The organism is Nocardia sp. Tas62D01, assembly GCF_055232035.1.
The window spans coordinates 9,474,399-9,500,258 of record NZ_JBUYUZ010000001.1 but is presented as its reverse complement, the minus strand read 5'-3'; the positions used below and the strand labels follow the sequence as shown (position 1 = coordinate 9,500,258).

Here is a 25,860-nt window from a genome sequence, read left to right as displayed (position 1 = left end):
AGGAACTGGAGGTAACCGTGGCCGCGCACTACAAGCGGCCGCGACGAGGTTCGGCCACCGACGAGATGATGAAATTGCACCGTCGCACCATGGTGCTCGACGGCCGGGTCTACACGGTGATCAGCCTGCGCCCCGGCAGCGATTTCCGCTTCTCCACCAACCGTTTCCACGAGACCTGGCATGTGCTGTCGGACTGGCGCGGCGCGCGGGTGCTGTCCCGATTGCTGTGGGGCCTGGCCTATCAGCGTCGACCGGGCACCCTCGTGGTGATCGATCCGGAGCATCTGGACCCGAACCCGTTCGACGCCGCACCCGCGGATCCGATCGTATTGGTGCCATCGGAGCTGACCGTCTTCACCCGGGGCGCCGCGGCGGCGCTGCATCGGCGCCTGCCGTTGCGCGAGCGCTCGGAGGGCACCGTCCGCTGGCAGACCTTCGGCCTGCGGCAGGCGGTGGCCGACCTGCGGGAGTGGCGTTCCCGCGGCCCCGGCGAGCGGCCCTATCATTTCGTGGACCTGCCGACCGGAGCGGCCCGCGTCGATCGCCTCGCCGGTCTGATCACGATTTTCGGTGCATCCGACCAATTGCGCAGCTGGGCAACGGGTCTCGCAACTCTCGGCACCTATGCCTACTACGGCATGGACTACGACTACCTGGACGAATCCGAACGTAACGGCGAGGTGCAGATCTTCCGCCAGTACCGACGTGAGGTGAACATCGCGCGCCAGGCCCGCGCCGAGGTGCTCGCGCGCCCCGACGACCGAGCGACGGCGGGCGACCTCGACGCCGCGATCTGGTCGCATGCGGCAACGGTCCGTCGCCGGCGTTTCCCGACCGCCGACGAGCGGAGCGAACTCGGCTGATTCGGCTCGAATCGCACCGCGCCGCAACAGTGAAATCTGTTGCGGCGCCGCACTATATGTGCGAGTTCGCCGCTGTCGTCACTCCCGCGAGATCAAGATGTGCCGCGCGTACCTGAACCTCGGTCGAGGTCAACCCTAGCCGCAGCCGTCTGGATCACCGTCCGGGCTCGGCGGTCACCGCGCGCGTCGCGTACCAGAACAGCGAGGCAGACAGGTTGATTGCGGCGCCGAGTGCCTTGCGGTGCAATGCGCCTGCTGCGCGGCGGGATGTGCGCGTTCCGATACGACCTCACCGTACATTGCGCGGGCGGAACTGAATGCTGATCCGCGGGCCCGCGGGTCTACGCGTCTTCGGCACCGCGTGCTCCCAGCTGCGCTGGCACGAGCCACCCATGACAAGCAGGTCACCGTGGCCGACCTGATAACGGAGGCTTTCGCCGCCCCCGCGCGGCCGTAGTAGCAGGGCGCGCGGCGCACCGACCGAGACGATGGCGACCATGGTGTCGTGGGTGGCGCCTCGGCCGAAGGTATCGCCGTGCCAGGCGACGCTGTCGCGTCCGTCGCGGTAGTAGCACAGTCCGGCCGTCCGGAAGGGCTCGCCGAGTTCGTTCTGATAGTGGCTGTTCAACGCATCGCGAGCATCGTCGAGTACCGGATCCGGCAGCGCCTGACTTTCGTCGTAGAAGCGCAGCAGCCGCGGCACATCGACCACTCGGTCGTAGATCGGCCGCCGCTCCGCCTGCCACGGCACCCCCTTGACGAGGCGCTCGAACAGCATGTCCGCGCCGGACAACCAGCCGGGCAGCATATCCACCCAGGCCCCGTGGTCCAACTTGGTCCGATGGATCCCGTCGATCGAGCCGATCTCGATCTCACCGAACCCGTCGAGCAGTGATCCCTGCAGCGGTGTCGCCATGCCGCCGAATCTACGCGCTATCGAACATATGTGCTAGCAGAAGATGGACACGGAGTTTCTCTCGCTGGTTCGATCGCCCGTGTATTTCGATGAAATCCGTCGCTTACCGGGCGGATGCCGGATCGGAAACCGCGCTCAGATCTTGGCGACGATGAACCCCGATCGCCGCGGAGGCAATGCGGCATTGCTCGGCAGGTTTCGGCCGCCACGCCCTCCGGGTCCCCAGCCCGGTGTTTCCATTCGCTGAATTACACGTTGATAGTGTTCTGTTGCCGACGTGGCGGGTTCCGCCCCCGTGCCCTTCGGGTAAAGCCCGATGCTCTAGCTGTTGAGGTACACGTCGAGTTCTGAACTCTCCTACCGGCAAACTCTAATTCGCGGAAGCCGCCCGCTCCAAAGCTTTTCGCCAACCACAAGGTCGACTCCGACCGCCGGGGATCCGCTCGGTCGCCGATGAGGGCCGAGAAGCTCGCGCCGTACAGCACCGCGTCCGCGCCCACAACGGCGTGGTGGCCGGGCTCACAGCGGATATGCCTGGTGAAAGCGGTGCTCGGGGCGCTGCTAGGCTGCATGCCGTAAGACATCCTTTAACGGACCGTCCGGTGAGGCGGGGAAGGAGGTCGGCATGGCCGTGCCCGAAGAGCGCGTCGCCAAGTCCGGCGCTGGCGAAGTATCGCAGCGGCACACCCCTGAATGGGTGGGGGCGGGGCGCGTGCTGTTGTCGCCCTCCGATGTCGGCCGGACCATCGCGCGCATCGCGCATCAGATCATCGAGAAGACCGCCCTGGATTCGGGCGAGCCCGACGCACCGCGCGTCGTTCTGATCGGAATCCCTACCCGCGGCACCACTCTCGCGGCGCGACTTACCGACAAGATCGAAGAGTTCTCCGGTGTCCGCCCGGCTCTCGGCTCGCTGGACATCACCCTCTACCGCGACGATCTGCGCAGCCGCCCGCACCGGCCGCTGGAGCGCACCTCCGTGCCCGAAGGCGGCATCGAGGACGCGCTGGTGGTGCTGGTCGACGACGTGCTGTTCTCCGGCCGCACCGTGCGCTCCGCGCTGGACGGACTGCGCGACCTCGGCAGGCCACGTGCCGTGCAACTGGCCGTCCTCATCGACCGCGGCCACCGCGAGCTGCCGATCCGGCCCGACTTCGTCGGCAAGAACGTGCCGACTTCGCGCAGCGAGGACATCTCCGTACTCTTCACCGAACACGATGGCCGTGACGGTGTCTACCTGCACCAGGAGGCCGAAGCGTGAGTGAGCGAACCGTGAACACAGCGGCCTGCTGCCGAACGATCGAGCCGAGCGTCAGCGAGGCGCAGTCGTGAGGCATCTGCTGACGGTGACCGATCTCGATCGCGTCACCGCGATGGAGTTGCTGGACGAGGCCGAACGTTTCGAGCAGGCGCTGCTCGGCCGCGAGGTGCACAAGCTGCCGACGCTGCGCGGGCGCACGGTGATGACGGTCTTCTACGAGAACTCCACCCGCACCCGGGTGTCGTTCGAGGTGGCGGGCAAGTGGATGAGCGCCGACGTGATCAATGTCAGCGCGAGCAGCTCCTCGGTGTCCAAGGGCGAATCGCTGCGCGACACCGCGCTGACCCTGCACGCGGCAGGCGCCGACGCACTCATCATCCGGCACCCGGCTTCCGGTGCGGCGCACCAGATTGCGCGCTGGATGGATGCTTGGGCGGTGCAGTCCGGGCGCGGCGCGGGACCAGCGATCATCAACGCCGGTGACGGGACGCATCAGCACCCGACGCAGGCGTTGCTGGACGCGCTGACGCTACGGCAGCGGCTCGGCGCCATCGAGGGCAAGCGCGTCGTCATCGTCGGCGACATCCTGCACAGCCGGGTCGCCCGCTCGAACGTCTTCCTGCTGGCCACCCTCGGCGCCGAGGTAGTACTGGTCGCGCCGCGCACGCTGCTTCCGGTCGGCGCGGAGAGCTGGCCCGCGCGTATCTCGCACAGCCTGGACGCCGAATTGCCCGGCGCCGACGCAGTTTTGATGCTGCGGGTGCAGGCGGAACGAATGAACGGCGGCTTCTTCCCTTCGGCGCGTGAGTATTCGGTGAACTACGGGCTTTCCGAGCGCAGGGCGGCGCTGCTGGAGGAGCACGCGGTGGTACTGCATCCGGGCCCGATGCTGCGCGGCATGGAAATTGCCTCGCCCGTGGCGGATTCAGAGCAGGCCGCGATCTTGCAACAGGTGACGAACGGAGTGCATATGCGGATGGCCGTGCTCTTCCGGCTGCTGGTCGGCACCCAGGAGGCGGTGGCATGACCGAGCTGCTGCTGAAAGGTGTTCGCCCATACGGCGAGGGGGAGCCGGTCGACGTATTGGTGCGCGACGGTGTGATCGCCGCGATCGGCGCCGATCTCGCCGCGAGCGACGACCTCGAAATCATCGACGCGACAGGGCAAATCCTGCTGCCAGGCTTCGTCGACCTGCACACCCATCTGCGCGAGCCCGGCCGCGAGGACACCGAGACCATCGAATCCGGTTCCGCCGCAGCGGCACTCGGCGGCTACACGGCCGTGTTCGCGATGGCCAATACCAACCCGGTCGCCGATTCGGTGGTCGTCACCGACCATGTGTGGCGGCGTGGCCAAGAGGTCGGACTAGTCGACGTGTATCCGGTGGGTGCGGTCACCGTCGGTCTCGAAGGCAAGCAGCTCGCCGAAATGGGCACCATGGCAGCCGGAGTCGGCGCCGTGCGCATGTTCTCCGACGACGGCCACTGCGTCGACGACCCGCTGCTGATGCGCCGTGCCCTCGAATACGCCAACTCGCTCGGCGTGCTCATCGCGCAGCACGCCGAGGAGCCGCGGCTCACCAAGGGCGCGGTCGCGCACGAGGGGCCGAACGCCGCCCGGCTCGGCCTGGCAGGCTGGCCGCGCGCCGCCGAGGAGTCGATCGTCGCGCGCGACGCGCTGCTGGCTCGCGATGCGGGCGGCCGCGTGCACATCTGCCACGCCTCCACGTCGGGAACCGTCGAGCTGGTGAAATGGGCCAAGGCGCAAGGCATCTCGATCACCGCCGAGGTTACCCCGCACCACCTGCTGCTGGATGATTCGCGGCTGGAGACCTACGACGCGATCAACAAGGTGAACCCGCCACTGCGCGAAGCCTCCGACGCCGAGGCACTACGCCGGGCACTGGCCGAGGGCATCATCGACTGCGTCGCCACCGACCACGCCCCGCACGCCGAACAGGACAAGTGCTGCGAATTCGCCGCCGCCCGTCCCGGCATGCTCGGCCTGGAGACCGCGCTGTCGATCATCGTGCAGACCATGGTCGAACCCGGCCTGCTGGACTGGCGCGGCGTCGCCCGCGTAATGAGCGAACGCCCCGCCGACATCGTCGGACTGGACGAGCACGGCAGGCCCATCGAGGTCGGCGAACCGGCGAACCTGACGCTGGTCGACCCGGACGCGACCTGGACGGTGCGGGCCACCGAGCTCGCCAGCATCTCGAACAACACGCCGTTCGAGGCGATGACGTTCCCGGCCCGAGTGACAACGACGTTGCTCCGGGGCCGGGTAACTGCCCGCGAGGGCAAGGCGGTGGGCAACCCCGCGGCGCGAGCGACGGGCCCGGAGGCGGCAGCGGAGCGTAACCACGCAGGGCCCCGGGAGCGTCGCCGATTGGACCCCGCGGCGCGAGCGACGGGCCCGGAGGCGGCAGCGGAGCGTAACCACGCAGGGCCCCGGGAGCGTCGCCGATTGGACACAGGAGGTCCGTAAGTGGAAAGAACGCTGTGGGTGGTCGGGCTGCTGGCGCTGTTTGCCCTGTGCAGCTGGTTGATGTACCGAGGCTGGCAGAACCGGGCCGCTCGTCAGGCAGCCAGCATCGGTGAGCTACCCGAGGTGCCCGCCGATTGCGGCGCGCAACTGCTCGAGCCGACCACCGGACTGTATCTCGGCAGCACCATCGCACCCAGCTGGCAGGACCGGATTGCGGTGGGCGACTTGGGCTTCCGGGCCACAGCGGAACTCACCAGGTTCGAACGCGGAATTCTGCTCGAGCGGGACGGTGCGACGGTGATCTGGATTCCGCAGGAATCCATCACGGCCGTGCGCACCGAACGCGGGCACGCGGGCAAGGTCATGACGGAAGACGGTGTGCTGGTAATTCGCTGGAAGCTGCCGACCGGAACCGAGGTAGATACCGGTTTCCGAGGCGACGACAAGTCGGTCTACCCGGCTTGGCGAGCGGATCCGACCAGGACGAAGACGGGAGAAGACCAGGGATGACAGCAGACGCAGCGGCTCTAGTGCTGGAGGACGGCCGGGTTTTCCGCGGCACCGCCTACGGCGCGGTAGGCCAGACGCTCGGTGAGGCAGTGTTCTGCACCGCGATGACCGGCTACCAGGAGACCCTCACCGACCCCAGCTACCACCGGCAGATCGTAGTGGCCACCGCGCCGCAGATCGGCAACACCGGCTGGAACGACGAGGACGACGAGTCCTCGAAGATCTGGGTCGCGGGCTATGCGATCCGGGACGCCTCCCGCGTCGCGTCGAACTGGCGCGCCACCGGGACCCTGCCCGACCAGCTCGATCGCCAGCACGTCGTCGGTATCGCGGGCATCGACACCCGCGCCCTGGTGCGTCATCTGCGCACCCGCGGTTCGATGAAGGCGGGCATCTTCTCCGGCGCCGCACTGGCCGACACCGAGGAGTTGCTGGCCCGCGTGAACGGTCAGCCCTCCATGCTCGGCGCGGATCTGGCGCAGGAAGTCAGCACCGATTCGCTGTACACCATCGAGCCGGACGGCGACCCGCGCTTCACGGTGGTCGCTGTCGATCTGGGCATCAAGACCAACACCCCGCGCATGTTCGCCGAGCGCGGGATGCGGGTGCACGTCGTGTCGTCCACCACCCCGCTGGACCAGATCCTGGAGCTGAACCCCAACGGGGTGTTCCTCTCCAACGGTCCGGGTGACCCGGCCACCCAGGACGGTGCGGTCGCGATCACCAAGGCCGTGCTGGAAAAGGGCCTGCCGCTGTTCGGCATCTGCTTCGGCAACCAGATCCTGGGCCGGGCGCTCGGTCGCAAGACCTACAAGATGAAGTTCGGCCACCGCGGCATCAATATCCCGGTCGTCGAGCAGGAAACCAGCCGCATCTCGATCACCGCGCAGAACCACGGCTTCGCCCTCGAAGGTGAGGCGGGGGAGCAGTTCGATACGCCCTTCGGCCGCGCCGAGGTCAGCCACGTCTGCGCCAACGACGGCACTGTCGAGGGTGTCCGCTTGGTCGACGGCCGCGCGTTCTCCGTGCAGTACCACCCGGAGGCCGCCGCCGGACCGCACGATGCCGCTTATCTCTTCGACCGTTTCGCCGGTCTCATGGAAGGAGCCTGATGCCACGTCGCGAGGATCTGAAGCACATCCTGGTGATCGGCTCGGGCCCGATCGTCATCGGCCAGGCCTGCGAGTTCGACTACTCCGGCACCCAGGCGTGCCGGGTGCTGCGGGCCGAGGGCCTGCGGGTGTCGCTGGTGAACTCCAACCCGGCGACCATCATGACCGACCCCGAGTTCGCGGATGCCACCTACGTGGAACCGATTACGCCGGAGTTCGTCGAGAAAGTCATCGAAAAGGAGCGCCCCGACGCCATTCTCGCCACCCTCGGCGGGCAGACCGCGCTGAATACCGCTGTCGCGCTGCATGAGAACGGCGTCCTGCAGAAGTACAACGTCGAGCTGATCGGCGCCGACTTCGAAGCCATCCAGCGTGGCGAGGACCGGCAGAAGTTCAAGGACATCGTCGCCAGGGTCGGCGGCGAGAGCGCCCGCTCGGCGGTGTGCTACACCATGGACGAAGTCCGCGCCACCGTCGCCGAGCTCGGTTTCCCGGTGGTCGTGCGGCCCTCGTTCACCATGGGCGGCCTCGGTTCCGGCATGGCCTACAACGACGAGGACCTCGACCGCATCGCGGGCGGCGGCCTGGCCGCCTCGCCCACCGCGAACGTGCTCATCGAGGAATCCATCCTCGGCTGGAAGGAATTCGAGCTCGAGCTGATGCGCGACAGCCGCGACAATGTCGTGGTGGTCTGCTCCATCGAGAACGTGGACCCGATGGGCGTGCACACCGGTGACTCGGTCACCGTCGCCCCGGCCATGACCCTCACCGACCGCGAGTACCAGAAGCTGCGCGACCTCGGCATCGCCATACTGCGCGAAGTCGGCGTCGACACCGGCGGCTGCAATATCCAGTTCGCGGTGGACCCGGCCGACGGCCGTCTCATCGTCATCGAGATGAACCCGCGCGTCTCGCGTTCCTCCGCATTGGCTTCCAAGGCAACGGGTTTCCCGATCGCCAAGATCGCCGCCAAGCTGGCCATCGGCTACACCCTGGACGAGATCGTCAACGACATCACCAAGGAAACCCCGGCGTGCTTCGAGCCGACGCTCGACTACGTCGTGGTCAAGGCGCCGCGATTCGCCTTCGAGAAGTTCCCCGGCGCCGACCCCACCCTGACCACCACCATGAAGTCGGTGGGCGAGGCAATGTCGTTGGGCCGCAACTTCTCCGAGGCGCTCGGCAAGGTGCTGCGCTCGCTGGAGACCAAGGCCGCGGGCTTCTGGACGCAAGAAGATGGAAAGTGGGCTCCGTCTGATGGCGGCGACCCGCAAGCGATCGCCGCGGCCGTCGAGGCCATCCTGGAAGACCTGCGCACCCCCACCGAGGGACGCATCTACCAGGTCGAGCGCGCACTGCGCCTCGGGGGGAGCATCGAGGAGGTCGCGGCGGCCTCGGGTATCGACCCGTGGTTCGTCGCCGAGGTGGCAGGACTTGTCGAGCTGCGGCAGGAGATCATCGACGCCCCGGTGCTCGACGAGCCGCTGCTGCGCCGCGCCAAGCACTACGGTCTGTCCGACCGCCAAGTGGCCGCGCTGCGACCGGAATTGGCGGGGGAGACCGGCGTCCGCGCGCTGCGACACCGCCTGAGTGTGCGGCCGGTCTTCAAGACGGTCGACACCTGCGCCGCCGAATTCGAGGCGAAGACCCCCTATCACTACTCGACCTACGAGCTGGACCCCGCCGCCGAGTCCGAGGTGGCGTCGCAGCGTGAGCGCGAGAAGGTGATCATCCTCGGCTCCGGCCCGAACCGGATCGGCCAGGGCATCGAGTTCGACTACTCGTGTGTGCACGCGGCGCAGACGCTGTCGCAGGCCGGGTACGAGACGGTGATGGTCAACTGCAACCCGGAGACCGTCTCGACCGACTACGACACCGCCGACCGGCTCTACTTCGAGCCGCTCACCTTCGAGGACGTGCTCGAGGTCTACCACGCCGAAACCGAATCCGGCACTGTCGCGGGCGTCATCGTGCAGCTCGGTGGGCAGACCCCGCTCGGGCTCGCGCAGCGGCTCACCGATGCGGGCGTCCCGGTGGTCGGCACCAGCGCCGCCGCCATCGACCTGGCCGAGGATCGTGGCGAATTCGGTGACGTGCTGGTCGCGGCCGGGCTGCCTGCGCCGAAGTACGGCACCGCCACCACCTTCCAGCAGGCCAAGAAGATTGCCGCGAGCATCGGCTACCCGGTGCTGGTGCGGCCGTCCTACGTGCTCGGCGGGCGGGGCATGGAGATCGTCTACGACGAGCAGTCTCTGGAGGGCTACATCTTCCGGGCCACCGAGCTCAGCCCCGAACACCCGGTGCTGGTCGACCGTTTCCTGGAAGATGCCATCGAGATCGACGTCGACGCACTGTGCGACGGCGAGGAGGTCTACCTCGGCGGGGTGATGGAACACATCGAAGAGGCTGGCATCCACTCCGGCGACTCCGCCTGCGCGCTGCCGCCGATCACCCTGGGCCGCAGCGATATCGAGGCCGTGCGCCGCTCGACCATCGCGCTGGCCAAGGGCATCGGCGTCAAGGGCCTGCTGAACGTGCAGTACGCGCTCAAGGACGACGTGCTCTACGTGCTAGAGGCGAATCCCCGTGCCAGCCGGACGGTTCCGTTCGTATCCAAGGCCACGGCGGTGCCGCTGGCCAAGGCGGCCGCGCGGATCACCATGGGCGCCACCATCGCCGAACTCCGCAAGGAGGGCATGCTGCCGAGCGAGGGCGACGGCGGACACGTGCCGCTCGACGCCCCGGTCGCCGTGAAGGAAGCGGTGCTGCCCTTCCACCGGTTCCGTCGCGCCGACGGCACCGGCGTGGATTCGCTGCTCTCGCCGGAAATGAAGTCCACCGGTGAGGTCATGGGCATCGACGCCGATTTCGGCACCGCCTTCGCCAAGAGCCAGGCCGCCGCCTACGGTTCGCTGCCCACCGAGGGTACCGTGTTCGTTTCGATCGCCAACCGCGATAAGCGGGCCATGGTGTTCCCGGTGAAACGCCTGCACGACCTGGGCTTCCGGATCCTGGCCACAGAGGGCACGGCGGAAATGCTGCGCCGCAACGGGATTCCGTGCGAACAGGTGCGCAAGCACTCGGACCTGGAGACCGAGGGCGCGGAGCCGCTGGCGTCGATCGTCGAGCAGATCCGCGACGGCGAGGTCGACATGGTGTTCAACACCCCTTACGGCAACTCCGGTCCGCGCGTGGACGGTTACGAAATCCGTACGGCGGCGGTCGGTGTAAACATTCCGTGCATCACCACGGTGCAGGGTGCGGCCGCGGCCGTGCAGGGCATCGAGGCGAGCATCAACGGCGGGATCGGGGTGCGGTCCCTGCAGGAACTGCACTCGGTGCTGCGTGGATAGGGCAGTGGGCGGAGCGGAGATGAAGACGTTCGGTGACCGATTGCAGCACGCCATGCGGCATTTCGGCCCGCTGTGCGTCGGCATCGACCCGCACCAGGGTCTGCTGGAATCCTGGGGTCTCACCGACGATGTCGACGGCGTCGAGAAGTTCGCCGAGATCTGCGTGGAGGCGTTCGACGGCCAGGTCGCGCTGATCAAGCCGCAGGTCGCCTTCTTCGAGGCATACGGTTCCGGCGCATTCGCGGTGCTGGAGCGCACGATCGAGGTGCTGCGCGCTTCGGGCACTCTGGTGCTCGCCGACGCCAAGCGCGGCGACATCGGCTCCACCATGGATGCCTACGCCCGCACCTGGCTGGGCGATGGTCCGCTCGGCTCGGACGCCGTGACGGTGTCGCCCTACCTCGGATTCGGTTCGCTGGCACCGGCATTGACGCTGGCGGAGGCCAACGGCCGCGGTGTCTTCGTGCTGGCGGCCACCTCGAATCCCGAAGGCGCACAGGTGCAGCGGGCCATTGCCGCCGGTGGCCGCACCGTCGCGCAGACCATGGTCGACGAGGCCGCCGCGCGAAACGCGGGTCGCGAGTTCGGATCGGTGGGCGTCGTGGTCGGCGCGACCCTCACCGAGGCCCCCGATCTGTCGGCCCTCAACGGCCCGATCCTGATGCCCGGCGTCGGCGCCCAGGGCGGCGGCCCGGAATCCGTGCGCGCGCTGGTCTCCGAGCAGATGCTGCACGCGGCCGTCCCCGCGGTGTCGCGTGAGGTGCTGCGCGACGGCCCCTCGGTCTCGGCACTGCGTGCCAGGGTGAGCGCGCTGCAGGAGAAGTTCGCCTTTCTGCACGTGTGACGGTCCGCCCTACCGACTCGGTGTGCGTAGTACGCCCAAACGCGGCGGCTGGGTGTCCTCCTGCGGCCTTTGTGTCGCGCGGGTGTGCACGGGTCGGGCGCGGGCGTCTGGATCGGCTCAGAAGCGCGATTACCGGTACAGGGTGTCATGACGGCTCCATCGGCCTCGTGTTCCGCGGAGCACGAGGCCGATGCCGTGCCCGGTCACAGTGACCCCGGTCTCATATGTCGCCTTTGGGTTTAAATAAGTTCGACACGCGCACAGGCGATGCGACACGCGGGAAAATCCGAGAAACTTCCTGGTCGGGCGGGTGCCCGGTTGCTGAGTCGAGGCGACCCACCTCCGCTACACTTCCGCTAACCGTGTTCGCGACCGAAAAAGCCCTGATGACGGCGCTTTTCTGGATTTCGGCGGTACGATCAGCGCAGCGGCCGTGGCGGTACTCGCATCCGGCCGGACACACCCCTACGACATCGGCAAATCATGCGCTGACCTGGGGGGTGGGTTCGCAATCGCGCAAGGTCGTGGGTACGGTCGCTGAGACTGCTGGGTTACCGGCAGGAGTTAATGCAATGAACGATGAGACGGAGGAACCGTGGCCCTTCCCCAGCTGACTGACGAGCAGCGCGCCGCTGCTTTGGAGAAGGCGGCTGCCGCTCGCCGCGCTCGGGCGGAGCTCAAGGAGCGCTTGAAGCGTGGCGGCACCGACCTGAAGCAGGTCCTCAGCGACGCCGAGACAGATGAAATTCTCGGCAAGATGAAGGTGTCGGCGCTGCTCGAAGCCCTGCCGAAAGTAGGCAAGGTCAAGGCGGCGGAGATCATGAGCGAACTGGAGATCGCCCCCACCCGGCGTTTGCGCGGGCTGGGCGACCGGCAGCGCAAGGCGCTGCTCGCCCGATTCGACTTCGCCTGACAACGAAGGTGATCGGACACACGCGGAAGGGTCGACTGGTTGTACTGGTCGGCCCCTCGGCCGTGGGCAAGTCCACTGTGGTTCGCTGCGTCCGTGAGCGGCTGCCCCACTTGGTCTTCAGTGTGTCGGCAACGACCCGGGCCCCCCGGCCCGGGGAAGTCGACGGCCGGGACTATCGGTTCGTCACCCGAGCGGAATTCGACGCCATGATCGCGGCGGGCGAACTGCTCGAGTGGGCGGACATCCACGGAGGATTACAGCGTTCCGGTACCCCTGCGGGTCCGGTGCGCGAGGCGCTGGCCGCCGGATTGCCCGTGCTCGTCGAGGTGGATCTCGAGGGCGCGCGGTCGGTGCGCAAGGCCATTCCGGAAGCGTTGCTGGTGTTCCTTGCCCCGCCGAGCTGGGACGAACTGGTCGCCCGGCTGCGGTCGCGCGGCACCGAATCACCCGAAGTGATCGAGCGCAGGCTGGAAACCGCCAGGACCGAATTGGAGGCCTGTGACGAGTTCGACATCGTCATAGTGAACGACGAGGTGACCAGCGCGTGTGAGCAGTTGGTATCGTTGTTTGTTAGCACAAATTCGAGTTCGTGAAACCCACCCCGCAGGAGCGCCCCTAGTGAGCAGTACGGACATCAAGCCCGCCCCGGCATACGACACGCCGATCGGTCTCACCAACCCTCCGATCGATGAGCTGCTGGAGCGCACCTCGTCCAAGTACGCCCTGGTCATCTACGCCGCCAAGCGGGCCCGCCAGATCAACGACTACTACAACCAGCTGGGCGACGGCATCCTCGAATACGTCGGTCCGCTGGTCGAGCCGGGTCTGCAGGAGAAGCCGCTGTCGGTCGCGATGCGCGAAATCCACTCCGACCTGCTCGAGCACACCGAAGGCGAGTGAGCCGAGCGGGGGGAGCAGTTGACCACATCTAGGCCGGAGGCGTAGTGACCACTCGGATCGTCGTCGGCGTCGGCGGAGGGATCGCCGCCTACAAAGCCTGCTCGATCGTGCGCCGGTTCACCGAGACCGGGCATCGGGTTCGGGTGATCCCCACCGAGTCGGCGTTGCAGTTCGTCGGCAAGGCGACCTTCGAGGCGCTGTCCGGGAACCCGGTGAACACCGGTGTGTTCTCGGACGTACCCGAAGTACCGCACGTGCGGCTTGGCCAGGAGGCGGACCTCGTGGTCATCGCCCCCGCGACCGCCGACCTGATGGCGCGCGCCGCGAGCGGCCGCGCCGACGATCTACTCACCGCCACGCTGCTTACGGCCCGATGTCCGGTTTTGTTCGCGCCCGCGATGCATACCGAGATGTGGGAGCATCCGGCCACCGTCGCCAATGTCGCGACGCTGCGTGCGCATGGTGGCATCGTCATGGAACCCGCGTCGGGCCGACTCACCGGCACCGACACCGGTCCCGGTCGGTTGCCTGAGCCCGAGGAGATCTTCGGGCTGGCCACGTTGCTGCTCGAACGTGCTGACGCGATTCCGCGTGATCTGGAAGACCGCCGCGTGGTGATCACCGCGGGTGGTACCAGGGAACCGCTGGATCCGGTGCGTTTCCTCGGCAACCGCAGCTCCGGCAAGCAAGGCTACGCGCTGGCCAGGGTCGCCGCGCAACGCGGCGCTCACGTCACACTCATCGCGGGCAACACGATCGAGATGGCCGCCCCGGCTGCCGTCGACCTGGTGCACATCACCACCGCCGAACAGCTCAAGACTGCCGTGGAGAAGCACGCGCTCGGCGCGGACGCTGTGATCATGGCGGCGGCGGTGGCCGATTTCCGGCCGACTACGGTGGCTGCGGCCAAGATCAAAAAGGGTGCCGGCGAACCAGACGTCATACCTCTGACCAAGACCGACGACATCCTCGCAGGACTGGTCCAGTCGCGACGCGACGGTCAGCTGTCCGGCACCGTGGTCGTCGGCTTCGCCGCCGAGACCGGTGACGAGCAGGGCGATGTGCTCACGCACGCGCGGGCCAAACTGGCGCGCAAGGGCTGCGATCTGCTGGTCGTGAACGCGGTCGGCGAGGGTAAGGCGTTCGAGGTCGACAACAACGACGGCTGGCTACTCGGTGCGGACGGCGCCGAACAGGCGCTCGACCACGGGTCGAAGGCGTTGCTTGCGAGTCGGGTGCTGGATGCGCTCGGTCCGCTGTTGCGCTGAGATCTTGTGTGGCGCTTGGGCGGTCCGGGTCCGGCAGCCAGGTTTGTAGGTGCGTCGATCTGAGCGCACCGCCGAGACGATGACTACGCTTGTTCATTGACTGCGCGACGCGGACTGGTCGACGTTGTCGGAGGCTGGAGCCCCAGCCCGACACGCCGATGATTGGAATAGTCTGAGACAGTGGCTGTCGCAAGCGCTTGTGCGTCGGTGGTTTGGAATAGTCTGAAACGAAGGGTTGTGCGGTGGCGACATCGCGTTACTGTCGCAATCCGATACGAGTAACCCGTTGAGGGAGAGGGAAGAACTGTGCCCACATCCGGCAGCCGCCTATTCACCAGTGAGTCCGTGACCGAAGGTCATCCGGACAAGATCTGTGATGCCATCAGCGATTCCATTCTCGACGCGTTGCTCGCGGAAGATCCGCGCAGCCGAGTTGCGGTGGAAACCCTCGTCACCACCGGCCAAGTCCATGTCGCAGGTGAGGTCACCACTGCCGCTTACGCGGATATTCCACGAATTGTCCGCGAGAAGGTCCTGGAAATCGGATATGACTCGTCGGCAAAGGGTTTCGACGGAAATTCCTGCGGTGTTAATATCGCGATCGGCGCGCAGTCGCCGGATATCGCGCAGGGCGTGGACACTTCACACGAGGCGCGGACCGCCCGATCCGATGACGAGATCGAGCGCCAGGGCGCGGGCGACCAGGGCCTGATGTTCGGCTACGCGACCATCGATACTCCCGAGCTGATGCCGCTGCCGATCGCGCTGGCGCACCGGCTCTCGCGTCGGCTGACCGAGGTCCGCAAGTCCGGCGTGCTGCCGTACCTGCGGCCGGACGGCAAGACCCAGGTCACCATCGAATACGAGGGCGACCGCCCGGTGCGCCTCGACACGGTCGTCATCTCCACCCAGCACGCCGCCGATATCGACCTGGACAATCTGCTTGCCCCCGATATCCGCGAGAAGGTCGTCGACTCGGTGGTTGCCGATCTCGACCTGCCCACGCTGGATACCTCGAACATCCGGTTGCTAGTCAACCCCACCGGCAAGTTCGTGCTCGGCGGTCCGATGGGCGACGCGGGCCTGACCGGCCGCAAGATCATCGTCGACACCTACGGCGGCATGGCTCGCCACGGTGGTGGCGCGTTCTCCGGCAAGGATCCGTCGAAGGTGGACCGTTCGGGCGCCTATGCCATGCGCTGGGTCGCCAAGAACGTCGTAGCGGCCGGCCTCGCCGACCGCGTCGAGGTTCAGGTAGCCTACGCCATCGGCAAGGCCGCCCCGGTCGGCCTGTTCGTGGAAACCTTCGGCACCGAGAAGGTCGATCCGTCGCGGATCTCCTCGGCCATCGCCGAGGTCTTCGACCTGCGGCCCGGCGCGATCATCCGCGACCTCGACCTGCTGCGCCCGATCTACGCACCGACCGCCGCATACGGCCATTTCGGCCGCACCGACGTCGACCTGCCCTGGGAGCACACCGACCGCGCCGACAAGCTGCGCGCGACCGTCGGCCTGTAGGCCGACCAGGCCCGCGTGAACCAACCCACGGCGGACCTCCCCGCCACTCCCTCGGACACACCGTCCGCGGGAGCAAGGGCAGCACAGGATTCGACAGCAGCGGGACGCCCTATCGCACGGGTGCTCCCGCTGCTCTCTCCTGCCCACCTGGACCGCGATTTCGACTATCTCGTCCCCCCGGAATTCGACGAGATCGCCCAACCGGGCGTGCGCGTGCGCGTCCGCTTCGCAGGCCGCCTCGTCGACGGCTACCTCTTGGGCCGCCTCGCCCATAGCGACCACAGCGGCAAGCTTGTCAAACTCGACCGCGTAGTCTCCGCCGAACGCGTCCTGACCCCCGAAATCCTGAAACTGGCCACCACCGTCGCCGCCCGCTACGCAGGAACCCGCGCCGACGTACTACGGCTGGCCATCCCACCCCGCCACGCCCGCACCGAAACCGGCGGCACGAAGAAGTCCGCCGCACCCGAAGCGCCGCAAGAGGATTCGATCGAGTCGGCCGACAGCCACACGGAGGAACCAACCGACGAAACCCCTGGCCCAGCCGCTGATCCCACCCCGACAGCCGAGGGCTCGGCCGCACCTCCATCTGTCGATCCCGCTGGCACACAGACACATTCAGCAGATACCCGCGCTGCGCGTATCGAGTCGGCCACAGAATATCCTGGAGCGGGCGCCGACAGTCAGGATGAGCGCCCGGCGGCAACGCGAATACCCGCCAGCGCCACCCCCCGCTCGTCGCCGCCAGCCACCGATAATGGAGCAGCGCAGTCGGTTTCGAGCGTTGACACCGATGGGAATGCAGCCAGTGCGCAAGGCGCAGCGACGGATTCCGGTGGGAGTGGTCTGAGTACTGCGCCGGAGGGGATGTCGGGTTCGGGCGAGGGTGCTAGGGACATTGCGGGGGCGGTCTCGGCGGCCAACTCCGAGGGGGCGGCAGCGAGTTCGGAGGTGGCAGACGCAGATTCTGGTATGTCGTGGAGTGGTCCGGAAACTACGGTATCGACGTGGTCTCGTTCGAGTGAGGGTGCTGGGAATAGTGCGGACGGCGACGGCATTGTCGCGATTTCGGGGGTGGTGGATGCGGATTCTGCTGTGTCGGGGAGCGTTCCCGGTGCTGCGGCGGTGGGGGAGTCGCGTCCGGGTAAGCGTGCTGGGAATCGCGTGGGGGTCGTCTCGGCGGCCGACCTCGAGGAGACTGGTGTTAGTTTGGAAGCCTGGGACGCCGGTTCCCCTGCACCGCTGAGGGGTTCAGGTGCTACGGTCGAGGGTGGTTCGCAGGTGATCAAGGGCGCTGGTGCGGCGGATACGGTGTCGGCGAAACGGGTGCGGCATAGTGCGCCTCGCATCGGTGCCGTCGATTCGGTGCCGTCGTTGCCTGAACTCGGTGATGTCGGTGCGCCTTGGAGAGCTCCCGATGACTCACCAGGATCGGATGTGTCCGCGGGTGCACTTCGCGTGGATCTGGCTGCGGCAGTGGTGGATTCGGGCACAGCTGGAGACCGGGCGTACGCTGTCGGCTCGGACTCCGGCGATGTCGGGAAGGAGGCAGTGACACCCGTTGGTGCGGCGGAGTCCGCCGCGGGTGACGCATGGTCCGTCGATCCGGCGCCGTGGGAGCGGTACATCCACGGGACAACGTTTCTGACCGCGCTGGGGCAGGGGAAGGGCCCACGTGCCGCGTGGCAGGCGTTGCCGGGGGAGGATTGGGCGCGGCGGTTGGCGGAGTTGGCGGCCGTGGTGGTTGGGCGGGGGCGTAGTGCGATTCTGATGGTGCCGGATCAGCGGGATCTGGATCGGGTGTTGGCGGAGTGTGTTCGGCTGGTGGGGGATTCGGCGGTGGGATTGGCGGCGGGGCTGGGTCCGGCGGCGCGGTATCGGCGGTGGCTCGCGGCGTTGCGGGGGACGGCGCGGGTGGTGGTCGGAACACGAAGTGCAGTGTTCGCGCCTGCGGTGGACCTCGGGCTGATCGCGATCTGGGACGACGGGGACGACACCTACGCGGAGCCGCGAGCGCCGTATTCGCATGCGCGCGAAGTGGCGATGCTGCGCTCCCACGAAACAGGCGCGGCGTTCGTCGCGGCCGGTTTTGCGCGGACCGCGGAAGTTCAGGCCGTGGTCGACTCCGGCTGGGCGCACGACTTGGTCGCGGACCGGGCGGTGGTGCGTTCGTGCTCGCCGCGCATCAGTGCGCCCGGTGACACCGACATAGCTCTGGAACGCGACCCGGTCGCGCGTGCCGTCCGCATTCCCGGCGTGGCATTCGCGGCCGCGCGTTCGGCGCTGAAGGAGGGGGCGGCGGTGCTGGTGCAGGTGCCGCGGCGCGGGTACGTCCCGTCGCTGGCGTGCGCGAAGTGCCGAACGCCCGCCCGATGTCGGCATTGCAATGGGCCCCTTGCCCTTCCGGAAGGCCGTTCGCAGCATGCCGATGTCGCGCACAGTCCGAGCTGCCGCTGGTGTGGCATCGTCGAGGCTGCGTTCCGCTGCTCGAACTGTGGGTCGCGGGCGCTGCGCGCGGTGGTGATCGGGGCGGCCCGCACCGCCGAAGAACTAGGCCGTGCCTTCCCGGGTGTACCGATTCGTGGCTCCGCAGGCGGCGCGATGCTCGACACCGTCGAGCCCGGCCCGCAGGTGGTGGTCGCGACGGTCGGCGCCGAACCGGTGCTGCCCGGCGGCTACGGCGTCGCGCTGCTGCTCGACGGTTGGGCGCTGCTGAGCCGCGCCGATCTGCGCGCCACCGAGGACACCCTGCGCCGCTGGATGGCCGCCGCCACCCTGGTACGCGCGCACGGCCAGGTCATCGTGATGGCCGAACCATCGCTGCCCACCGTGCAGGCCCTGGTCCGCTGGGATCCCGTCGGGCACGCCAACGCCGAGGTCGCCGAGCGCGCCGAGGTCGGCTTCCCACCCGCGGTCCGCATGGCCGCCATCGACGGCTCTTCCGACGCAGTCACCGAATTACTCTCCGCCGCAACCCTTCCCGACGGCGTCGACATCCTCGGCCCGGTCCCGCTCCCACCCGGAGCCCGCAAACCATTCGCAGGCGATTCCCCCGCCGAGGTCGAACGCATGCTCCTGCGCGTCGACCGCTCCTCCGGTGCCGCCCTGGCCCGCGCCCTCACCGCAGCCCAAGCCATTCGCAGTACCCACCGCTCCGACGCCCCCCTCCGTGTCCAGATCGACCCGGTCGACATCGGCTGATCGCGAACCCGGCGTGCACTGCGGCCTGATCGGAGGCCCCATAGACCGCAGTACCCACCGCTCGGGCGTCCCGCTCCGTGTCCAGATCGACCCGGTCGACATCGGGGGCACGCATCAGAACCCGGAGTCTGCCTGCGCGGCTTTGGACAAGGCAAATGGATCCTTCGACAATCTGTCCGGGCACCCCACCGCGATCTGCATGCAGATATATGACCCGGTCACTGTCACCGCCGCGGGCAGCTGGCGTGGCATGCCGGTTCAGTGGCGGCGGACCTTCGCCAATAGCTGCCAACTGCAGGCGGCCGGGCTCGTCGATGCGAGACCGTAAGGGCGAGCATTACATTCGCACTCCCCATCGTCCGGAGGGACCGGTCACTCTGGCTGGTTCGGAATTATTGGAACGCCGCGATATTCCGTTGAGCCCAGTCCGCGAAGGTGCGGGGTGCGCGGCCGAGAACCTTCTCGACATCGGGGCTGATCCGCTGCTCGGCCGGGTTGGGCGCGCCGAGGATGGTCAGGGTGGTCTCGACGACAGGCTCGGGCATGAACTGCACCATCTGGGCGCGGGCCTCGTCACGGGTCTGCTCGATGAACCGGATCGGCTCGCCGAGCACGTCGGTGATCGCTTCGACCCGTTGTCTGGGCGTGCTGAGGACAGGCCCGGTCAACTCGTAAACCTGCCCGGCATGACCGTCCTCGCGCAGTGCCGCGGCGGCAACTTCGGCAATGTCCGCGGGATCGATGATCGGCAAGCCGATTTCGCCGAAAGGCGCGGCGACGGTTCGCTGAGCACGAACCGACTCGGCCCAGGCATACGCATTGGACGCGAAGCCGCCGGGTCGCAGAATTGTCCAATTCATCCCCGACTCCCGGACAGCATCCTCGAAGGACCGTCCCAGCCCCCCGTGCGAGGCCGACTGCGGTCGAGTGACGACGCCCTGTGAGGACAGTTGCACGATCCGTTCGATTCCGGAGGCTTTCGCGAGTTCGATGATTGCCTGTGGGTTCATCAGGTGTGCACTCACGCCGGTGTCGTGAAGGAACAGCGCATCGGCGCCGTCGAAGGCGGGGGACAGGCTACCGGCTTCGGTCACGTCGGCGCGCTGGTGGCGCACGCCGTCGGGGAACCCGGTGTCCTGGGTCCCTCGGGATACTGCAGTCACCTGTTCGCCCCCGCCGGCGAGGACCTGCACGAGGGTGCGTCCGACATTGCCCGTTGCTCCGGTCACTACGATCACGATCACTCCTGAGTTAGTTGGCTGACTGATAGAAATAGCCGACGTGTCGGCGATCTGTCTATAGTCAGTTGTGTGACTAACTCGGTCGGGGCGAGCGCATGACGCCGAAGGCAGGCAAGCGGGCGCGGCTGGCCGCCGCCGCGGCTCAGGTGTTTCACGAACAAGGAGTCGAGAAGACGACGATTGCCGACATCGCACGGTCCGCCGAGGTTCCGGTTGGCAACGTGTACTACTACTTCAAGACGAAAGATCAGCTGGTGCAGGCGGCTCTGGGCGCGCACGCCCAGAGTCTGCAACGTCTGATCGATGTGCTGGAACAGCAGGTGGCGCCGGAAGACCGGTTGAAGACCCTGGTGCGTGGTTGGGTCGACCAGCGTGACGCGGCTGTCCAATTTGGTTGTCCCACAGGCACATTATCCTCGGAGCTGGGCAAGCGTGCGGACTCCCTCCACCGCGAGGCAGCGGCGGGCATCCGCGCGCTGATCGACTGGGTCGAGCAACAATTCGTGGCTATGGGTCGTCATGACGCCGGTGAACTGGCCGTCGCATTGATCGCGTCGTATCAGGGAATCTCGTTGCTCACCAATACCTTCCGCGACCCCGAGCTCATGGTTGCGGAGGGGCGTCGCCTGGAGCGCTGGATCGACTCGCTTGTGCTCTGACTGCTTGGATCGCCCGGTTCATTGATTATTCCGTGCGGGCGCGCTCGTCGCGCATGCCGACGAGCGGGTCGCGGTGTCGACGGACCCAGGATGTGGGTGACGGCGTGCCCCTCGTGTCAGAGATATCCGGCGAGTTCGAGCGACGATCGCCTCCAACGGGCCCTGCCTTCCGCCGAAGTGGGGTGTAGACGGTCGCTGCTCGAGCATGATCTGGCCGCGAACACCGCCGTAGCGAAATCCTTTGGCAACGGAAAAAAAGTTGGGGGAGTTCGTCTTCGAGCCCAACGGTCTGAACGCGGATGAGGGCGAGGGCGTCCTGATGGGCTACATCTACGACGCTGCCGCCGACCGCAGCGAGCTATTGATCCTCGACGCCGAGACGCTGGAGACGGTGGCGAGTATTCAACTGCCACACCGTGTTCCGGCGGGCTTCCATGGAAACTGAGTACCGACCGGAACGTAGCCGGTTATCGCACGCAAGCGACCCGACGGGCTGTACACCGAATCGCACGAAACAGTGTGCGGCCCGTCGCCGCATTTCGGTCCGGTCGGTTTGTGCTCTGCTCCACTCTTGCACTCGATGCATTGGCGATATATCGTCGATAACATGAAACGAACACGAGAGCCTGAGGAGGCTGTTATGGAACGCGTAGAACATGAGGATTTCGGACGCGGACGGTGGCGTAAGCCGGGCCGCGAGGATGGCGATTGGGGCCATCGGCACCGTCATGGTGGTCGGCACGGCTTCGGACCCGAGTTCGGACCGGGTTTCGGTCCTGGCTTCGGGCCAGGCTTCGGACCGCATTTCGGGCGTGGACGCGGCCGTGGTGGCCGTGGTCGGCGTGGCGATGTGCGGGCCGCCGTGCTGCTGCTGCTCACCGAGCGCCCGATGCACGGATATGAGCTCATCCAGCAGATTCGCGAGCGCAGCGACGACGTCTGGCGACCGAGCCCAGGGTCCATTTACCCCGCGCTGTCGCAGCTGGAGGACGAGGGCCTGGTCCTGATCGAGAAGGTGGCCGGTCGCAAGACCGCCAAGCTGACCGATGCCGGGACCGAATACGTCGAGGCGAACCTTGACGACCTGGGCGATCCGTGGGCGGATGTCAAGCAAGACGTCGGCGCGCAGGCGATCGATCTGCGCGGCCTGATCGGTCAGTTGATGGGCGCGGCTGCCCAGGTTGCGGCGGCGGGCACGCCCGAGCAGGCGACCAAAGCGGCCGAGGTGCTCACGGAGGCGCGCAAGGCGCTGTACCGCATCCTCGCCGAGGACGAAAGCCCTGAAAAGTCATAGCGCTCGTTAGGTAACAGAACAGTCAAACACCCCTCTACTGAGCGCATTTCAACCCCAAGGGGGTAGATCATTGTGAGATGGAACAGCCTAGTGGTTTGCGGGGTTGGGGTTATTCACAGTTTCGCCGGACCGTGCTGGTCGGTGCGCTCGCCGGAGCCGTCGTCTTCGGCTCCGGCGCGGCGCCGACCATAGCGCAGGCCGAACCGGCCGACGTAGCGGCGCCGGTCGGATATCGCCCGCCGAATGTACCCACCGATCCCGCACCGCCGCAGTCGGATCACCTGTCCGCCGCGGCGTATCTGAAGACCCACCCGAACGCGGTTCCGGCGGGCACCAACGACTTCGCGTGCACCCCGGATGCCGCCCATCCGCGGCCGGTGGTGCTCGCACACGGAACGGATTCCTCCGTGTACTCCGATTGGTCGGCCATCGCGCCACAGCTCACCGCGGCCGGATACTGCGTCTTCGCGCTCAACTACGGCGGCGCTCCCGGCGGCAAGAGCTATGGCACCGAGGATCTGCGCCTGAGTGCCTACCAGGTCGGCGCCTTCGTCGACCAGGTGCTTGCGGCAACGGGAGCGACGCAGGTCGACCTGGTCGGATTCTCGCAGGGCGCCAATGTGACTCGCTTATACGTCAATAAGCTCGGTGGTGCGCCCAAGGTCGGTTACTGGATCGGCATCGCATCGCCGAGCTACGGCGGGGTGATGTATGGACTGGTACCGGTCGCGCAAATGATCCCCGGTGCGTTGGAGATCTTCGAGAAGGTCACCTCACTCGCGGCGGTGGAGCAGGCGCAGGGCTCGCCGACCATGATGGAGCTCAACGCGGGCGGCGACACGGTGCCCGGCGTGCAGTACGTGACCATCGGCAGTCGGGTGGACGAAATGATTCAGCCCTTCGACAACATCGCGCTGCGCGGTCCCGGCGCCCGCAATATCGCGCTGCAGGACCTGTGCGAGGTCGACCTGACCGGGCATTTCCATATGGTTTACGACCCGTTCGTGCAGCAGCTGCTGCTCAACGTCCTGGATCCGGTGCACGCACCCGAGCCGACGTGCGCGCCCGTCGCGCTCGGCACCGGCATCCCCCAGGTGATCATCGCCGGACATTCCTGATCGAGCTGGCTGTATCTATGGGTCCGGGCGGCCGGGCGGAGGGGTTGACACCCCACCCGGCTCCAGGGAAAGTCCAGGTTATGGGCCGTTCCGGTACCTTGGCCTCTGCACCGCGTCACCACTGCGGTCACCATTTGCTTCTCACGGCGACACGTCGACACCGTCGACCACCGAGAGGCTACTTCGATGCCCACACCCCCGCCCACGGCCGCGCAAGTACGGCACGGTCACTTCCAAGACACGCATTGAATTACCTGTCCGGCAGTACTTTTCGTAACACACTGACACCGCGCCCCCTGGCCCGGTGCCTCCGTCGCCGGTGAGCGGTTACCCGGCAGTCGATCCGGCCGACCCGCGCCAGGATGGCGAGGGGCCAGCGGCTGCCACTCAGCTGCCGACCCTTGGAATACACGGATTACGGCCATCAATATCGTCGCCGAGCCCGAACATCTGAGCTCACTCGACATCCGCCCGCTCCGAACTGAGCCAGGACACCGACGACCATGGCGATGTGTCGTGCACGCGTGCGTGGCGGTTGCCGCCCCTTGCGCAACTGGACCGGGAGCGCGACGGTGTGAATATGAGTCTCACCCCGCCGGGCTCGTCGGATGAACCGACGGACCGACCGATCCTTGGGAGGAAATATGGCCAACAGGTGGACGGAGCAAGACATACCAGCTCAGAAGGGCCGACTGGCGGTCGTCACTGGCGCCAACAGTGGACTCGGGTTCGAGGCCGCTCGGGCACTCGCGGCGCACGGCGCGTCGGTGGTGTTGGCGGTGCGGGATGTGGACAAGGGTAAACATGCCGCGGACCGCATTGTCGGTGCTGTCCCAGGCGCGGATACGACCGTCCAGCAACTCGATCTAACCTCGCTGGAATCCGGCCACCGACCCCGACGTGCTCGGCGGTCAGTACTACGGACCGGGTGGATTCTTGGAGACTCGTGGCTACCCGATAATCGTCGAATCGAGTCCACAATCGCATGACACGGCGATTCAGCAACGCTTGTGGACGATCTCGGAGAAATTGACCGGAGTCACGTTCCCTGTCTGATCGCAGCGGCCGGCCGCTGCCATAGTACTGGCAGATGTAATCGACATCCCGAACCTTGACCTTCTCGTTCTGACCCGAGTCCGAGCCGTCCGAGCGTGGACCGGCTAATTTCCAGAACTTCGGCTACCTGTTCGACGGTGGAAGAAGTGGACTTCGGTTGACGCCACTTCCAACTGGAGCTAGCCGTTGGCCTGGCGTGCGTCGCGCAGCGCTCGGCCCAACTGGCGACGCGGCAGCGTCGTCCTGCTGAGGTCTCACTTGGTACCTACCATTCCACTGTTCCTCTCCCTGCGTTCCCACGGTGTGACCTGCGTTTTCCCACGGCGAGAATCGTCGTGCGCCCAACTCGGGAAGCTCCCAGGGGCGCACCGATTGCCGCGCACCGGTCGGTTCGAACCTCCGTTCGCAAGCACACGCGTTCGTCGGCCGTCAGGAAAATTGCGGGTCAGATCTGTCCGATCGGTGCTGCACGCCGGAATCATTCCAGGACCACAACGCACGGCCATCGGGTCGGGCTTCTGGTCTACCGCGAAGACCGCTGAGCCATGAAACCCCGCCGATCAGGAGCCGCCGGCCTCGTTTGCGGCTGTTGGTTAGACGGTGGGCTTCGCTCTCAGCGGATCCGCCAAGAGCGGAACGCGGGACGGTGCGGGCGGTCTGGCCGCCATAGTGGGAACATGCCGAACGACGACGACCACACCGAAAGCCTCCGCGCAGCCGAACGACGCCTCCAGGCCGCCCAGCTCACCTCCGATGTCGATGCACTGACCGAGCTGATCGACGACATGGCACGGTTCACCGGACCGGACGGAAACCTCTACTCGAAGCAGGACGACCTACGCGTGCACGAAACCGGCCACCAGGTGCTGACCCGCGTCGAGGAGGAGGACCTCCAAGTGCTGGCCACCGCGCACACCGGTGTCACCTGGTTCCTCGGCACGCTGGAGGGCACCATTGGCGGTCAACCGCTGGTCGCCCGGATGCGCTACACCCGAACCTGGATACACGACCAGGCGGGTTGGAAGATCATCGCGGCCCACGCCATGTTCCTCACCGACGAACTCTTCGACATCGGCGACGGTACACACGGCGGCTGAGCCAGCGGCTCGGCGACCGACCGACGGAGGTTGTCCTTTGACCATCGGCTATCGGACGCGTCCGACGCGACGGGCGGCCATCAGAAGTGGGCGTCGCGGACCCGGAGCGGCCGGTAGCCGGTGGGGCACGCATCGAGGGGATGTCTCGAAACGCTCGTTATCTAGAGCCTTCGGAGCTGTGTTGTTGATGTCGAGCACGAGGGTTTCGGCTTCCCGGGTTCGCGTGGTGGACGTGGTTACCTACAG

At 66.9% G+C, this 25,860-nt stretch carries 21 protein-coding genes and 2 pseudogenes; 21 read left to right on the top strand and 2 right to left on the bottom strand.

Annotation, left to right across the window (positions count from 1 at the left end):
• The first annotated feature begins 17 nt into the window (after positions 1-17).
• Positions 18-863: a hypothetical protein gene (locus ACV7NQ_RS46245; protein ID WP_463365259.1), complete on the top strand. Its 846-nt coding sequence runs from the start codon at positions 18-20 to the stop codon at positions 861-863.
• Positions 864-1,152: 289 nt separating this feature from the next.
• On the opposite strand, the gene ACV7NQ_RS46240 is transcribed toward ACV7NQ_RS46245, so the two are convergent.
• Positions 1,153-1,779, bottom strand: a complete 627-nt coding sequence (locus ACV7NQ_RS46240) for an alpha-ketoglutarate-dependent dioxygenase AlkB (protein ID WP_463365258.1) — start codon at positions 1,777-1,779, stop codon at positions 1,153-1,155.
• Between the two features lie 625 nt (positions 1,780-2,404).
• On the opposite strand from ACV7NQ_RS46240, the gene pyrR reads away from it, so the two are divergent.
• The 14 genes from pyrR (at position 2,405) to ACV7NQ_RS46170 (ending at position 19,477) form a co-directional block, all read left to right on the top strand.
• Entirely contained in the window at positions 2,405-3,040 is a 636-nt protein-coding gene (pyrR, locus tag ACV7NQ_RS46235) for a bifunctional pyr operon transcriptional regulator/uracil phosphoribosyltransferase PyrR (RefSeq protein WP_463365257.1), read from the top strand.
• A 67-nt stretch (positions 3,041-3,107) separates the two neighbouring features.
• Positions 3,108-4,067, top strand: coding sequence for an aspartate carbamoyltransferase catalytic subunit (locus ACV7NQ_RS46230; protein WP_463365256.1), 960 nt, complete (start codon positions 3,108-3,110; stop codon positions 4,065-4,067).
• The gene (locus ACV7NQ_RS46225; protein WP_463365255.1) at positions 4,064-5,530 is read left to right on the top strand and encodes a dihydroorotase; all 1,467 of its coding nucleotides are present in this window, start codon (positions 4,064-4,066) and stop codon (positions 5,528-5,530) included. The genes ACV7NQ_RS46230 and ACV7NQ_RS46225 overlap by 4 nt, the downstream gene beginning before the upstream one ends.
• Positions 5,531-6,040 (top strand): PH-like domain-containing protein, encoded by a 510-nt coding sequence (locus tag ACV7NQ_RS46220; RefSeq protein WP_463365254.1) that lies wholly within the window; start codon positions 5,531-5,533, stop codon positions 6,038-6,040.
• On the top strand, positions 6,037-7,152 hold the full coding sequence (carA, locus tag ACV7NQ_RS46215) for a glutamine-hydrolyzing carbamoyl-phosphate synthase small subunit (RefSeq protein WP_463365253.1): 1,116 nt from the start codon (positions 6,037-6,039) through the stop codon (positions 7,150-7,152). The genes ACV7NQ_RS46220 and carA overlap by 4 nt, the downstream gene beginning before the upstream one ends.
• Positions 7,152-10,505 (top strand): carbamoyl-phosphate synthase large subunit, encoded by a 3,354-nt coding sequence (gene carB, locus ACV7NQ_RS46210; protein ID WP_463365252.1) that lies wholly within the window; start codon positions 7,152-7,154, stop codon positions 10,503-10,505. The genes carA and carB overlap by 1 nt, the downstream gene beginning before the upstream one ends.
• A gap of 19 nt (positions 10,506-10,524) precedes the next feature.
• Positions 10,525-11,349 carry an orotidine-5'-phosphate decarboxylase gene (gene pyrF / locus ACV7NQ_RS46205; protein WP_463365251.1) on the top strand — a complete coding sequence of 275 codons (825 nt, stop codon included), beginning with the start codon at positions 10,525-10,527 and terminating at the stop codon, positions 11,347-11,349.
• Positions 11,350-11,944: 595 nt separating this feature from the next.
• Positions 11,945-12,262 carry an integration host factor, actinobacterial type gene (gene mihF / locus ACV7NQ_RS46200; protein ID WP_463365250.1) on the top strand — a complete coding sequence of 106 codons (318 nt, stop codon included), beginning with the start codon at positions 11,945-11,947 and terminating at the stop codon, positions 12,260-12,262.
• Positions 12,263-12,270: 8 nt separating this feature from the next.
• Positions 12,271-12,855, top strand: a complete 585-nt coding sequence (gene gmk, locus ACV7NQ_RS46195; protein WP_463365249.1) for a guanylate kinase — start codon at positions 12,271-12,273, stop codon at positions 12,853-12,855.
• Between the two features lie 25 nt (positions 12,856-12,880).
• Entirely contained in the window at positions 12,881-13,162 is a 282-nt protein-coding gene (gene rpoZ / locus ACV7NQ_RS46190) for a DNA-directed RNA polymerase subunit omega (protein ID WP_412015562.1), read from the top strand.
• A 44-nt stretch (positions 13,163-13,206) separates the two neighbouring features.
• Positions 13,207-14,430, top strand: coding sequence for a bifunctional phosphopantothenoylcysteine decarboxylase/phosphopantothenate--cysteine ligase CoaBC (gene coaBC, locus ACV7NQ_RS46185; RefSeq protein WP_463365248.1), 1,224 nt, complete (start codon positions 13,207-13,209; stop codon positions 14,428-14,430).
• A gap of 306 nt (positions 14,431-14,736) precedes the next feature.
• Positions 14,737-15,948, top strand: a complete 1,212-nt coding sequence (gene metK / locus ACV7NQ_RS46180; protein ID WP_463365247.1) for a methionine adenosyltransferase — start codon at positions 14,737-14,739, stop codon at positions 15,946-15,948.
• 111 nt (positions 15,949-16,059) lie between these two features.
• Entirely contained in the window at positions 16,060-19,149 is a 3,090-nt protein-coding gene (locus ACV7NQ_RS46175; protein ID WP_463366065.1) for a primosomal protein N' family DNA-binding protein, read from the top strand.
• Entirely contained in the window at positions 19,046-19,477 is a 432-nt protein-coding gene (locus tag ACV7NQ_RS46170; RefSeq protein ID WP_463365246.1) for an SSI family serine proteinase inhibitor, read from the top strand. The genes ACV7NQ_RS46175 and ACV7NQ_RS46170 overlap by 104 nt, the downstream gene beginning before the upstream one ends.
• A 64-nt stretch (positions 19,478-19,541) precedes the next feature.
• Here ACV7NQ_RS46170 and ACV7NQ_RS46165 read toward each other — a convergent pair whose 3' ends face one another.
• Positions 19,542-20,378 (bottom strand): NAD(P)H-binding protein, encoded by an 837-nt coding sequence (locus tag ACV7NQ_RS46165; protein ID WP_463365245.1) that lies wholly within the window; start codon positions 20,376-20,378, stop codon positions 19,542-19,544.
• 107 nt (positions 20,379-20,485) lie between these two features.
• Between ACV7NQ_RS46165 and ACV7NQ_RS46160 the strand changes: the two genes are divergently transcribed.
• The 6 genes and pseudogenes from ACV7NQ_RS46160 to ACV7NQ_RS46135 all read left to right on the top strand — a co-directional run bounded on the left by ACV7NQ_RS46160 (position 20,486) and on the right by ACV7NQ_RS46135 (position 25,614).
• Positions 20,486-21,049, top strand: a complete 564-nt coding sequence (locus tag ACV7NQ_RS46160; RefSeq protein WP_463365244.1) for a TetR/AcrR family transcriptional regulator — start codon at positions 20,486-20,488, stop codon at positions 21,047-21,049.
• A gap of 195 nt (positions 21,050-21,244) precedes the next feature.
• A pseudogene (locus tag ACV7NQ_RS46155) lies at positions 21,245-21,494 on the top strand (carotenoid oxygenase family protein); the annotation flags it as partial.
• 195 nt (positions 21,495-21,689) lie between these two features.
• Positions 21,690-22,343, top strand: a complete 654-nt coding sequence (locus ACV7NQ_RS46150) for a PadR family transcriptional regulator (protein WP_463365243.1) — start codon at positions 21,690-21,692, stop codon at positions 22,341-22,343.
• Positions 22,344-22,420: 77 nt separating this feature from the next.
• Complete coding sequence (locus ACV7NQ_RS46145) at positions 22,421-23,461, top strand: esterase/lipase family protein (protein ID WP_463365242.1); 1,041 nt, start codon at positions 22,421-22,423, stop codon at positions 23,459-23,461.
• Positions 23,462-24,105: 644 nt separating this feature from the next.
• A pseudogene (locus ACV7NQ_RS46140) lies at positions 24,106-24,517 on the top strand (SDR family NAD(P)-dependent oxidoreductase).
• Between the two features lie 677 nt (positions 24,518-25,194).
• Positions 25,195-25,614, top strand: a complete 420-nt coding sequence (locus ACV7NQ_RS46135; protein WP_463365241.1) for a nuclear transport factor 2 family protein — start codon at positions 25,195-25,197, stop codon at positions 25,612-25,614.
• Positions 25,615-25,860 lie beyond the last annotated feature (246 nt).

Bases quoted from the DNA above. Each gene is read 5' to 3' on its own strand.
- ACV7NQ_RS46240 (WP_463365258.1), bottom strand. From the start codon at position 1,779: ATGGCGACACCGCTGCAGGGATCACTGCTCGACGGGTTCGGTGAGATC.
- pyrR (WP_463365257.1), top strand. From the start codon at position 2,405: ATGGCCGTGCCCGAAGAGCGCGTCGCCAAGTCCGGCGCTGGCGAAGTA.
- ACV7NQ_RS46225 (WP_463365255.1), top strand. From the start codon at position 4,064: ATGACCGAGCTGCTGCTGAAAGGTGTTCGCCCATACGGCGAGGGGGAG.
- carA (WP_463365253.1), top strand. From the start codon at position 6,037: ATGACAGCAGACGCAGCGGCTCTAGTGCTGGAGGACGGCCGGGTTTTC.
- carB (WP_463365252.1), top strand. From the start codon at position 7,152: ATGCCACGTCGCGAGGATCTGAAGCACATCCTGGTGATCGGCTCGGGC.
- pyrF (WP_463365251.1), top strand. From the start codon at position 10,525: ATGAAGACGTTCGGTGACCGATTGCAGCACGCCATGCGGCATTTCGGC.
- ACV7NQ_RS46160 (WP_463365244.1), top strand. From the start codon at position 20,486: ATGACGCCGAAGGCAGGCAAGCGGGCGCGGCTGGCCGCCGCCGCGGCT.
- ACV7NQ_RS46150 (WP_463365243.1), top strand. From the start codon at position 21,690: ATGGAACGCGTAGAACATGAGGATTTCGGACGCGGACGGTGGCGTAAG.
- ACV7NQ_RS46145 (WP_463365242.1), top strand. From the start codon at position 22,421: ATGGAACAGCCTAGTGGTTTGCGGGGTTGGGGTTATTCACAGTTTCGC.
- ACV7NQ_RS46135 (WP_463365241.1), top strand. From the start codon at position 25,195: ATGCCGAACGACGACGACCACACCGAAAGCCTCCGCGCAGCCGAACGA.